Raw genomic sequence first — 11,701 nt, 5'->3', positions numbered from 1 at the left:
AGACTGGCTCTGCCGCGTGTTTCCGCGGTGTCGCCCGGTGTGCCGCAGTGCATACGGGTATGTCTTGCCATTGCTTGAAACATCCCCAGAGCCAAGGACCGTGATCGACGATGAAGGTCGGCATCCCTCGCGAAGTCAAGAACAACGAGTTCCGGGTGGCGATCACCCCTGCCGGAGTGCACGAGCTCGTCCGCCACGGCCACCAGGTCGTCATCGAGCAGAACGCCGGCGTCGGCTCCTCGATCACGGACGCCGAGTTCGTTGCCGCGGGCGCCACGATCCTGCCCACCGCCGATGAGGTCTGGGCGACCGCCGACCTGCTTCTGAAGGTCAAGGAGCCGATCGCCGAGGAGTACCACCGCCTCCGCAAGGACCAGACGCTCTTCACCTACCTGCACCTGGCCGCCTCCAAGGAGTGCACCGACGCGCTCCTCGAGTCGGGCACCACGGCCATCGCGTACGAGACGGTGGAGACCGCGAACCGCGCGCTGCCGCTGCTCGCCCCGATGTCCGAGGTCGCGGGCCGCCTCGCCCCGCAGGTCGGCGCCTACCACCTGATGGCCTTCAACGGCGGCCGCGGCGTGCTGCCCGGCGGCGTGCCCGGCACCCACGCCGGCAAGGCCGTCGTCATCGGCGGCGGCGTCTCCGGCTGGAGCGCCACCCAGATCGCCGTCGGCATGGGCTTCCACGTGACCCTGCTCGACAAGGACATCAACAAGCTGCGCGAGGCCGACAAGATCTTCGGCACCAAGGTGCAGACGATCGTCTCCAACGCCTACGAGCTGGAGAAGGCCGTCGTCGAGGCCGACCTCGTCATCGGTGCCGTGCTCATCCCGGGCGCCAAGGCCCCGAAGCTGGTCACCAACGAGCTCGTCGCCAAGATGAAGCCGGGAAGTGTCCTTGTCGACATCGCGATCGACCAGGGCGGCTGCTTCGAGGACTCGCGTCCCACCACCCACGCCGAGCCGACCTTCAAGGTGCACAACTCGGTCTTCTACTGCGTCGCCAACATGCCCGGCGCCGTGCCCAACACCTCGACGTACGCACTGACCAACGCCACGCTGCCGTACATCGTGGAGCTCGCCAACCGCGGCTGGACCGAGGCGCTGCGGCGCGACCCGGCGCTCGCGCTCGGCCTCAACACCCATGACGGCAAGGTCGTTTACGGCCCCGTCGCCGAGGCCCACGGCCTGGAGAGCGTCGAGCTCAGCGCCCTGCTCGGCTGACCCGCCAGGAGCGCGTCAACCTCGCACGTCAACTGCGCGCACGCGACCGGACCTTGCTCGCCAAGGTCCGGTCGCGTGTGTATCGGGTCACTTTGTGAAGCTCGGTCAACTCGCCTTCTACGCAACCCTTCCACCGATTCGTACACCCGCGATACAGCCCGTGCGCTCCCTGTGCACCCTTGACACAGGGGTGTTCGGGCGCCGACACATCGGGCCGGGTCCGGCGGATTGTGTTGCTGCGGACCGGTGACACGCCATAGAGTCGCCAACCGTCGGCATGGTGCCACGCTGACCTATCTAGAAGTTTCCTGGTCACCAAGGAGGTAAGACGACTTGTGAATGAGTCGACATTTACTCCCGGGGGTGGTCAACCAGGAATGCCTGCGCAGGGACCGGGTCCCACGGGGCTCGAGGCTGTCGGCTCCGTCGCTGTCCGCACCTTCGCCGACCGCCAGAACACCGAGCGCGCGCAGCAGACACAGCGTCCGCAGTCGACGCTTTCAGCCCACCAGAGCATGGATGGCCATCAAGTGAACGCCATGGCCGGCGACCCGAGCGGCGAGAGCCCCGCTCAGTTCGCCGACTACGACGAGTTGCCCGAGGGGCATTTCTACGACCCCGACGCCGAGTACGAGCCCGACCCCGAGTACGCGGCCACGCTCGCCCCGGACGCCGCCCGCCAGCGCCGGGAGCGGATCGGCCCGACCGGGCGCCCGCTGCCGTACTTCCCGATCCCGGGGCCACTGACCGACCACGGCCCGGCGAAGATCATCGCGATGTGCAACCAGAAGGGCGGCGTCGGCAAGACCACGTCGACCATCAACCTGGGTGCCGCGCTCGCGGAGTACGGACGCCGGGTCCTGCTCGTCGACTTCGACCCGCAGGGCGCGCTCTCCGTCGGCCTCGGCGTCAACCCGATGGAGCTCGACCTCACGGTCTACAACCTGCTCATGGAGCGGGGCATGGCCGCCGACGAGGTGCTCCTGAAGACCGCCGTGCCCAACATGGACCTGCTGCCGAGCAATATCGACCTCTCGGCCGCCGAGGTGCAGTTGGTCTCCGAGGTCGCGCGCGAGTCCACGCTGCAGCGGGCGCTCAAGCCGCTCATGCAGGACTACGACTTCATCGTGATCGACTGCCAGCCCTCGCTCGGTCTGCTCACGGTGAACGCGCTCACCGCGGCGCACAAGGTGATCGTGCCGCTCGAGTGCGAGTTCTTCGCGCTGCGCGGGGTCGCGCTGCTCACCGAGACCATCGAGAAGGTGCAGGAACGTCTCAACCCGGACCTGGAGCTCGACGGCATTCTCGCGACGATGTACGACTCGCGCACCGTGCACAGCCGTGAGGTCCTGGCCCGCGTGGTCGAGGCGTTCGACGATCACGTCTACCACACGGTGATCGGCCGGACCGTGCGCTTCCCGGAGACCACCGTCGCCGGTGAGCCGATCACCACGTACGCCTCCAACTCCGTGGGTGCCGCCGCCTATCGCCAGCTCGCCAGGGAGGTGCTCGCCCGGTGTCACGCCGAGTGAGTCTGCCGGGGGCCGACGAACTGTTCCGCACCACCGGGGGCACGGCGCTGCAGGCGTCCACTCCCAAGTCGGGCCGCCGTCAGGTCAACGGCGAGGCGCGCGTGCCGGCTCCGGCCGGCGAGAGCGACCCGGCCGCCCCGCAGCCGCCCGCGCAGGGCGGCGCCGAGGCCGAGGAGAGCACCGAACACGCCGCCGCCGAGGCGGAGTCGGGCGAGCACCGCAGCCGTGCCGCGGAGAGCGAAAAGTCCGCCGAGCGGTCCGAGCGATCCGAGCGGTCCGAGCGGTCCGCACGCCGGAACTCCGGCCAGGCGCAGGAAGGTTCGGCCACGGCCGGAGCCGCCAAGACGTCCGCGGCGCGCTCCGCGGCGGGCGCCTCCGCCGGGCAGCAGCCCGCGCGGCGCCGGGGCCGGGCGGCCGCCCGTCGGCCCAGCGGCCGGGAGCGGCACGACGAGAAGATCACGGTCTATGTCTCCGCCGAGGAACTGATGGACCTGGAGCACGCGCGGCTCGTACTGCGCGGCGAGCACGGCCTCGCGGTCGACCGCGGGCGGATCGTGCGCGAGGCGGTCGCGGTGGTCCTCGCGGACCTGGAGTCGCGGGGCGACGCCAGCATTCTGGTGCGGCGGCTGCGGGGCCGGTAAGGCGGGGAACGGTAGCCTGCCTGTTCGTACGTGTGCATAGCCGCTCGTACGTGCTGGTACGTGCCGTACGTACTGGCAGGCCCCTCCGTGCTGCCCCCACTGGACCCCGATGTCGACCACCGAAGAACCCGCCGCCCCGCGCCGCGGCGGCCGACGCTCCCTCGGCCTCGGGCCGGGTGCGGCGCCGCCGCCCGCACCGGCGGAACCCGAGGCGGCGCCGGAGCCCGTACGGGAGCCGGAGCCGGTACGGGAGCCCGAGGCGGCGCCGGAGCCCGAGGCGGAGCTGGAACCAGAGCGGGAACCGGAAGCGGCCCCCGTACCCGACCCCGACCCCGAACCCGACGCCGGGAGCGATGGTGCCGACGACGGTCGTTTCAAGGTGCGGCTCGACAACTTCGAGGGGCCCTTCGACCTGCTGCTCCAGCTGATCTCCAAGCACAAGCTGGATGTCACCGAGGTCGCCCTGTCCAAGGTCACCGACGAGTTCATGGCGCATATCCGGGCCATGGGCCCGGACTGGGACCTGGACCAGACCACCGAGTTCCTCGTCGTGGCCGCCACACTGCTCGACCTCAAGGCAGCCCGGCTGCTTCCCGCCGCCGAGGTCGAGGACGAGGCGGACCTGGCGCTGCTCGAGGCGCGTGACCTGCTGTTCGCGCGGCTGCTTCAGTACCGGGCGTACAAGGAGATCGCCGACATCTTCAGCCGTCGCCTGGACGACGAGGCCCGGCGCTACCCCCGTACCGTCGGGCTCGAAGCGCACCACGCAGAGCTGCTGCCCGAGGTGGTCATCAGCATCGGCGCCGAGGGGTTCGCCAAGCTGGCCGTGAAGGCCATGCAGCCCAAGCCGAAGCCGCAGGTGTACGTCGACCACATCCACGCCCCGCTGGTCTCCGTACGGGAACAGGCCGAGGTCGTCGTGGCGCGGCTGCGCGAGGCCGGGCAGGCGAGCTTCCGGGAACTCGTCGCGGACGCGCCGGACACGCTCACCGTGGTCGCCCGGTTCCTGGCGCTGCTCGAGCTCTACCGCGAGAAGGCGGTCGCCCTCGACCAGGACGAGGCGCTCGGCGACCTCGTGGTCCGCTGGACCGGCGGCGAGGACGCCGAGCCCCTGGTCACGGACGAGTTCGACCGGGCACCCGAACCCGCTGACGACGCAGCCGACGCAGCCGACATCGACTCGAAGCAGAAGAACGACTCGGAGCAGAACGAGGAGGAGGACCGCGGATGAGCGTGCAGGAGAGCCCCGTGGACGGTGCTGAGGCCGGGCTGCTCGAGGTCGCCGACCTGGAGCTCAAGCCCGCACTCGAAGCGGTCCTCATGGTCGTCGACGAGCCCGCCACCGAGGAGCACCTGGCCAAGGTGCTCGACCGGCCGCGCCGCCAGGTCGCCGACGCGCTGCGCGAGCTCGCCGACGAGTACACCGTGCAGCGACGCGGCTTCGAGCTGCGCCTGGTCGCGGGCGGCTGGCGGTTCTACACGCGGCCCGAGTACGCCGCCGCCGTCGAGTCCTTCGTGCTCGACGGGCAGCAGGCCCGGCTCACCCAGGCCGCTCTGGAGACCCTCGCCGTGGTCGCGTACCGCCAGCCGGTGAGCCGCTCCCGGGTCTCCGCGGTGCGCGGCGTGAACTGTGACGGCGTGATGCGGACCCTGCTCCAGCGGGGCCTCCTGGAGGAGGCGGGCGCGGAACCCGAAACAGGTGCGATCCTGTACAGGACGACGAACTACTTTCTGGAGCGGATGGGCCTGCGCGGCCTGGACGAACTCCCGGAGCTCGCGCCCTTCCTCCCCGAGGCTGACGCGATCGAGGGCGATACGCAGGAAGGCGTGCCGTCGTTCGACCCGGACGCACCCGATGCGCCGGGTCCCGGAGCCACAGACGACTAAGACGGAACTTTGATGCGAAGCAGCAGCGGCAGGAACAGCAGCGGAAACAACGGCGGGAGCCGTGGTGGGCACAGCGGCGGCCGCGGCAGCAGCGGTGGCCGCGGCAATTACCGCGGTGCCGGTAACAACCGCGACGACAAGCAGGGCGGGCGGCCGAAGAAGCCACGCCCCGAGGAGCGCCGCTACGACGTGGGCCAGGGCGCCACGCAGGACGGCCCGAAATCGGGACGTGGCGCGTCGGCCCGGGGCGGCGCCAAGGGCGGCCCCAAGCGGTCGCCGGAGCAGGGCCGCAGGCGTACGGCGCCCGCCCGCTCCCGTGAGTACGAGACGCGCGCCGAGGAGCGCAATCGGGACCGGTACGCGGGCACTTCCGAGCGGAACGCGGGCAATGGCGCCGTGAAGCCGCCCAAGACGTTCCCCGGTGCCGAGCAGGAGGGCGAGCGGCTGCAGAAGGTGCTCGCGCGGGCCGGGTACGGCTCCCGGCGCGCCTGCGAGGAACTGGTCGACCAGGCCCGGGTCGAGGTCAACGGCAAGATCGTGGTCGAGCAGGGCCTGCGGGTCGACCCCGCCAAGGACGAGATCAAGGTCGACGGCCTGACCGTGGCCACGCAGTCGTACCAGTTCTTCGCCCTGAACAAGCCCGCCGGCGTCGTCTCCACGATGGAGGACCCGGAGGGCCGCCAGTGCCTGGGCGACTACGTGCAGAACCGTGAGACGCGGCTCTTCCACGTGGGGCGGCTCGACACCGAGACCGAGGGCATCATCCTGCTCACCAACCACGGCGAGCTGGCGCACCGCCTGACGCACCCCAAGTACGGCGTGAAGAAGACCTACCTCGCCGCCATCGTCGGGCCCATCCCGCGCGACCTGGGCAAGCGGCTCAAGGACGGCATCCAGCTGGAGGACGGCTACGCGCGCGCGGACCACTTCCGCGTCGTCGAGCAGACCGGCAAGAACTACCTCGTCGAGGTCACCCTGCACGAGGGCCGCAAGCACATCGTGCGCCGCATGCTGGCAGAGGCCGGATTCCCGGTCGACAAGCTGGTGCGCGTCGCCTTCGGCCCGATCACGCTCGGCGACCAGAAGTCGGGCTGGCTGCGGCGGCTCTCCAATACGGAGGTCGGCATGCTGATGAAGGAAGTCGACCTGTAGGTCACCTGTAGGTCATTCCTTCGGCGGGACGTGCCTTCCTTCCGTGGTACGTGCCTTCGAGCAGGCCGAGGGCCCGGTCACGTCTGACGGCGTGACCGGGCCCTCGCCTTGGTCGCGTATCCCCGAGGGGTGAGTGGGGGCTACGGGTTATTCGTCGACGTTGCCCGGCTCGGGCGAGTTCAGCTCGGTCCAGGGGCCGGGACAGTTCAGTGTGGCCAGGGCGCTCGCGGTGTGGCCCTCGGTGCAGATGGTCTCGTAGACGAGGCCCTCCTCCGTGATGATGTCGATCTTGATGCCTGCCAGATCCTGGTTGCCCTGGCTGTGCTCGTTGATGGACACGCCGCAGGCGTCGTCGGGATAGCCGAGGAGGCCGCTGAGGTCGGTCCACCGCAGGGTGTGGTCCTGTCCGGGGCGGACGTCGCGGATACCCGCGTAGGTGATGCCGTCGCTCACCGCGCCGCGGACCTCGTACACCTGCTGGTCCTGGAACCCGTCGATCTCGACGCACGGTCCCGCCGCGCCGGTGGCTCCCGTCGGGCCCGTCGGGCCCGTCGGGCCCGGCTCGCCGCCGCTCGGGCCGGTGGCACCGGTGGGCCCGGTCGGCCCGGTCGGGCCCGTGGGACCCGTCGCGCCCTTGCACTTGTCGTGGCCGTAGCCATCGGGCGTGAAGGCGCCCTTTTGGCCGTGGGGGTGGTGGCCGGACTTGCACTTGTCGCCCGTGGCGGGCGCGGCGGTCGCCGTCGCGTGGCGGGTCACGTTCTGGGCCGCGGCGGCGGCCGGACTCGCCACACCGGCCGCCAGGACCAGCGCGAGCGAGGCCACCATTCCGGCCTTCGTGAACCGGTCCCGGGCCACCGGGCCCAGGCGCGAGGTCCTCCGGTACGACGGCGTCCTGTCCTCGGAGTTCATCTGTGGCTTTCCTTCCTCAACCGGTCCGGGTGACCTCCCGGACCTGCGTGCGAGCCTGGCGCGGCCCGGCGGCTCGATGGGTGGACCCCGGCGGTGACGCGCCCGCTCGTTGACGCAACGGACTAATCGGCACACGTCCGATCAGGGCCCCTCCGAGTTGCGCTCCGCGTGGATCAGCGGTAGGGGATGCGGGCTGTGCCACGTTGGCGCCCGTGAAGCAGCAGACCCTTTGCCTGTGCATGATCGTCAAGAACGAGGCGGGCGTGATCGAGCGCTGCCTGGCGTCCGTCCGTCCCCTCATCGACCACTGGGTGATCTCCGACACCGGTTCGACGGACGGCACCCAGGACGTGATCCGCAAGGCGCTCGACGGCATCCCGGGCGAGCTGCGTGAGGAGCCCTGGGTCGACTTCGGGCACAACCGGACCCGGAACATCCAGCATGCCCACGGCAAGGCCGACTACCTGCTCACCCTCGACGCGGACCACGTGCTGCGCCAGGACGCCCCGCTGCCCCGGCTGACGGCGGGCTCGTACATGCTGCGCTACGACACTCCGGGCACCCAGCACCGGTTCAAGCACCTCATGCGGGGCGACCGGCTGTGGCGGTACGAGGGCGTGACCCACGAGTACCCGTGCACCGACGAGCCCGACGACCAGCAGAACCTGGACGCGCTTGTGATCGAGGACCATGCCGACGGCGGCTGCCGCGCGGACAAGTTCGAGCGCGACGCGCGGCTGCTGCGGGCCGAGCTCGAACGCGACCCCGCCAATCCGCGCACCGTCTTCTACCTCGCCAACACCGAACGCGACCTGGGGCACGCCGAGGAGGCCGTCGCCTTGTACGAGCGCCGCGCGGGGATGGGCGGCTGGGCCGAGGAGGTCTACTGCTCGCTCCTGGAGGCCGGGGTCCTCAAGGCGGAGGAGACCGGCGACTGGCCCGGGGCGATGGACACGTTCACCCGGGCCTGGGAGTCACGTCCCCAACGGCTCGAAGCCTGCTACGAGTTGGCCTCCAGGCTGCGTGTCCGGGGCCGCCATCGCACTGCGTACGCCCTGCTCGCCGGGGTCGTCGGCCGACGCGAACCGGACGACCTGCTCTTCACCAGGTCGTGGGTGTACCGGTGGGGTCTGCTCTTCGAGTTCTCCATCGCCGCCCACTGGGTGGGTGATCATGCCGCCTCCGTCCAGGCCTGCGACCGCCTGCTCGCCATGCCGGACCTGCCGACGGCGATCCGCAGCCAGACCGAGATCAACAGGGAGTTCTCCGCACGGCATGTCGCCGCCGTCCCGGGGCCGCCCCGCCCCGGGCGCAGGCCCAAGGCCGCCCGGGCCGGGAAGGCGGCCAGGGGGCGGAAGCGGTAGGGACGGTCCTCGCCCTCGGTTCCCGGCACGCGAGCTCAGGCGAACTCACGCGAGCGAGATCGAGTCCCCGTCCACCTCGAGCTCCCTGCCGGGCAGGGGCCGCGTCGCGGGACCGCGGGCGACCGAGCCGTCGTCGACGTTGAACTTGCTGCCGTGGCAGACGCAGTTGATGGTCCCGCCCGATACGTTCGCGACCGTACAGCCGCGGTGGGTGCACACCGCCGAGAAGCCCTTGAAGGTGCCCTCGTCGGGCTGGGTCACGACGACCTTCTCCGCCTTGAACACCTTGCCGCCGCCGACCGGGATCGCCGAGGTGAGCGCCAACTCCCCGTCGCCGGGCGAGGCCGTGCCGCGCGTGTTGCCCGTGGGATCCGTCTCGTCCGTCTCGTTCGGCTCATCGGGCTCGCCCTGGTTCTCCGCGCCGCAGCCCGCGAGCGCCGCGCCTGCGACGGCCGTGCCCGCGAGTGCGGCGCCCACGGACAGGACGGTCCTGCGGGGCGTACGGGCATCGGGTGTGTGCTCACAGAGCGTGTCTTCACAGCGCGTGTGCTCACAGGCAGTTGTCATCGTCGTACGTTCACGCGTCATCGCGTCACTCCGGTCCGGCGGGGGCGAGGGGGACTTCGGGAATCGCGGCGCCGACGCCCACGAGACCACCGGGGCCGCGGCCGCACAAGCCCTCCGCCGCCACCCGGGCCACGCACCGCCCCGTGCCCAAGTGGCGGGTACGGGCGCCCGGGGTGACATTGGGAAGGTCCGGTATCGGCCGTGCGCCGGGACCGGGCGACCTTCCGAAAGGCAGGACGATGACGCAGAGCAACGATCTGGGCACCATCCTCGGCGGGCTTCTGGGCGGCGACGGGCGGCCTGGCCCGTCGCGCGGCGGCGGCATCCTGGGCGCCCTGATCACGGCCCTGATGAGCAACTACGGCGACGGCCGGAACGCGCTCTCCGGGCTCTTGGACGGCCTGACCCGGGCGGGGCTCACGGACCAGGCCAAGTCCTGGGTCAGCACCGGCGAGAACCAGCCCTTGACCGTCGAGCAGCTGCGCCGGGCCCTGCCGGACGAGGTGCTGCAGCAGGCCGCGCAGGAGGCCGGTGTGAGCCCCGAGCAGGCCGCCGACCAGATCGCGCGGGAGCTCCCGCAGGCCATCGACCGACTGACCCCCAACGGCGAGGTGCCCACGTCCATGGACGAACTGATCAAGCACCAGCGGCTCTAGGCAGCTCCCGACCTTGTCCAAGTGCCGGTCAACTCCCCGCCCGCGCGCGGCGGTTCCGGCCCACACACCCGGCGGGGAGAGTGCGCGGCGTCCGTCTCGCCAGACGGGCGCCGCGCACCCGCCGGTCCCGGCCTGTATACGCTTGATCCGAGAGCCGGGGCCCAGGGCAGTACAGCGTGCAGCGCGGCGTTGGGACGTACGGCCTGGGCGGACAACAGAAGTAGCAAGGAGCGGGCACCGTGGCGGTACGAGCGGTCCGAGGCGCCGTCCAGCTGGAGCGGGACGACGCCGAGCACATGGACGAGCAGGTCGGTGACCTGCTCACCGCCGTCCTGGAGCGGAACGGCCTGACCGGGGAGGACCTGATCAGCGTCTGGTTCACGGCCACCCCCGACCTGCGCAGCGACTTCCCGGCGGCCGCCGCCCGCCGCCTCGGCATCACGGACGTCCCGCTGATCTGCGCCCAGGAACTCGACGTCGAAGGTGCCATGCCCCGGGTCGTCCGCGTACTCGCCCACATCGAGTCCGACAAGCCACGCTCCGAGATCGCCCACGTGTACCTCGGCGCCGCAGCCGCCCTCCGCAAGGACATCGCCCAGTGAGAACCGCCCTCGTCATCGGCACCGGTCTGATCGGTACCTCCGCCGCCCTGGCCCTGGCGAGCCGCGGCGTGACCGTGCACCTCGCCGACCACGACCCGGAGCAGGCCCGCACCGCGGCCTCCCTCGGCGCCGGTACCGACACCCCGCCGGACGGCCCGGTCGACCTCGTCGTGGTCGCCGTACCGCCCGCGCACGCGGCCGCGACCCTCGCCGACGCGATGGGCCGGGGCGCCGCCCGCGGCTACATCGACGTGGCCAGCGTCAAGGGCGGCCCGCGCCGCGAGCTGGAGCAGCTCGGCCTCGACCTGAGCCGGTACATCGGCACCCACCCCATGTCCGGCCGCGAAAGGTCGGGCCCGCTCGCCGCCACCGCCGACCTCTTCGAGGGACGCCCCTGGGTCCTGACGCCCACCCGCGACTCCGACACCGAGGTCCTCAACCTCGCCCTCGAGCTGGTGGCGCTCTGCCGCGCGGTCCCGGTCGTCATGGAGGCCGACGCCCACGACCGCGCCGTGGCCCTCGTCTCGCACATGCCGCACCTGGTCTCCAGCATGGTCGCGGCCCGCCTGGAGAACGCCGAGGACGCGGCGGTACGCCTGTGCGGCCAGGGCATCCGGGACGTCACGCGGATCGCCGCGTCCGACCCGCGGATGTGGCTCGACATCCTCGCCGCCAACCCCGGCCCGGTCGCCGACCTGCTCGGCGCCGTCGCCACCGACCTGGACGAGACCGTCGCCGCGCTGCGCGCCCTCCAGTCCTCCGACGAGGAGAAGCGGCGCTCCGGCACCGAGGGCATCGAGCGGGTGCTGCGCCGCGGCAACGCGGGCCGGGCCCGGATGCCTGGCAAGCACGGCTCCGCCCCGACGCGGTACGAGACCGTGGCCGTCCTCATCAGCGACCAGCCCGGCCAGCTGGCCCGGATCTTCGCCGACGCGGGCATGGCGGGCGTCAACATCGAGGACGTCCGCATCGAACACGCCACCGGCCAGCAGGCCGGCCTGATCCAGCTCATGGTCGAGCCCAAGGCGGCACCGGTGCTCAGCGCGGCCCTGCGGGAGCGGGGCTGGAACCTGCGGCAGCAGTAGCTCCGAGGCCGGGGCGTCTCTCACGGAACCTGTCCCGTACCGTCGGCTCGGTCGCCGCACATCGCGCTGAAGGCGCTCGT

General features: G+C 71.4%; 12 protein-coding genes. 10 read left to right on the top strand and 2 right to left on the bottom strand.

The window, feature by feature from the left end; genetic code table 11:
• The first annotated feature begins 110 nt into the window (after positions 1-110).
• The 6 genes from ald to ACWD10_RS25470 all read left to right on the top strand — a co-directional run bounded on the left by ald (position 111) and on the right by ACWD10_RS25470 (position 6,438).
• Complete coding sequence (ald, locus tag ACWD10_RS25495; protein ID WP_451094791.1) at positions 111-1,226, top strand: alanine dehydrogenase; 1,116 nt, start codon at positions 111-113, stop codon at positions 1,224-1,226.
• A 377-nt stretch (positions 1,227-1,603) separates the two neighbouring features.
• Positions 1,604-2,758 (top strand): ParA family protein, encoded by a 1,155-nt coding sequence (locus ACWD10_RS25490; protein WP_451094789.1) that lies wholly within the window; start codon positions 1,604-1,606, stop codon positions 2,756-2,758.
• Entirely contained in the window at positions 2,743-3,399 is a 657-nt protein-coding gene (locus ACWD10_RS25485) for a hypothetical protein (protein WP_451094787.1), read from the top strand. The genes ACWD10_RS25490 and ACWD10_RS25485 overlap by 16 nt, the downstream gene beginning before the upstream one ends.
• 109 nt (positions 3,400-3,508) lie before the next feature.
• Positions 3,509-4,630: a segregation and condensation protein A gene (locus ACWD10_RS25480; protein ID WP_451094785.1), complete on the top strand. Its 1,122-nt coding sequence runs from the start codon at positions 3,509-3,511 to the stop codon at positions 4,628-4,630.
• Positions 4,627-5,286 (top strand): SMC-Scp complex subunit ScpB, encoded by a 660-nt coding sequence (scpB, locus tag ACWD10_RS25475; protein WP_451094783.1) that lies wholly within the window; start codon positions 4,627-4,629, stop codon positions 5,284-5,286. Before ACWD10_RS25480 ends, scpB begins: the two co-directional genes overlap by 4 nt.
• A 12-nt stretch (positions 5,287-5,298) precedes the next feature.
• On the top strand, positions 5,299-6,438 hold the full coding sequence (locus ACWD10_RS25470; protein ID WP_451094781.1) for a pseudouridine synthase: 1,140 nt from the start codon (positions 5,299-5,301) through the stop codon (positions 6,436-6,438).
• 147 nt (positions 6,439-6,585) lie between these two features.
• On the opposite strand, the gene ACWD10_RS25465 is transcribed toward ACWD10_RS25470, so the two are convergent.
• Entirely contained in the window at positions 6,586-7,347 is a 762-nt protein-coding gene (locus ACWD10_RS25465) for a hypothetical protein (RefSeq protein WP_451094779.1), read from the bottom strand.
• Between the two features lie 212 nt (positions 7,348-7,559).
• On the opposite strand from ACWD10_RS25465, the gene ACWD10_RS25460 reads away from it, so the two are divergent.
• The gene (locus tag ACWD10_RS25460; RefSeq protein ID WP_451094777.1) at positions 7,560-8,711 is read left to right on the top strand and encodes a glycosyltransferase; all 1,152 of its coding nucleotides are present in this window, start codon (positions 7,560-7,562) and stop codon (positions 8,709-8,711) included.
• Positions 8,712-8,756: 45 nt separating this feature from the next.
• Here ACWD10_RS25460 and ACWD10_RS25455 read toward each other — a convergent pair whose 3' ends face one another.
• Positions 8,757-9,188 carry a Rieske (2Fe-2S) protein gene (locus ACWD10_RS25455; RefSeq protein WP_451094775.1) on the bottom strand — a complete coding sequence of 144 codons (432 nt, stop codon included), beginning with the start codon at positions 9,186-9,188 and terminating at the stop codon, positions 8,757-8,759.
• 329 nt (positions 9,189-9,517) lie between these two features.
• On the opposite strand from ACWD10_RS25455, the gene ACWD10_RS25450 reads away from it, so the two are divergent.
• The 3 genes from ACWD10_RS25450 (at position 9,518) to ACWD10_RS25440 (ending at position 11,621) form a co-directional block, all read left to right on the top strand.
• The gene (locus ACWD10_RS25450; RefSeq protein ID WP_451094773.1) at positions 9,518-9,934 is read left to right on the top strand and encodes a YidB family protein; all 417 of its coding nucleotides are present in this window, start codon (positions 9,518-9,520) and stop codon (positions 9,932-9,934) included.
• A gap of 239 nt (positions 9,935-10,173) precedes the next feature.
• Positions 10,174-10,536: a chorismate mutase gene (gene aroH / locus ACWD10_RS25445; protein ID WP_451094771.1), complete on the top strand. Its 363-nt coding sequence runs from the start codon at positions 10,174-10,176 to the stop codon at positions 10,534-10,536.
• Positions 10,533-11,621: a prephenate dehydrogenase gene (locus ACWD10_RS25440; protein ID WP_451094769.1), complete on the top strand. Its 1,089-nt coding sequence runs from the start codon at positions 10,533-10,535 to the stop codon at positions 11,619-11,621. Before aroH ends, ACWD10_RS25440 begins: the two co-directional genes overlap by 4 nt.
• The last annotated feature ends 80 nt before the right edge of the window (positions 11,622-11,701 follow it).

This window comes from Streptomyces sp. NPDC002851 (assembly GCF_053591935.1).
The sequence above is the reverse complement of the archived record's forward strand: the minus strand, read 5'-3'. Positions and strand labels throughout refer to the sequence as shown.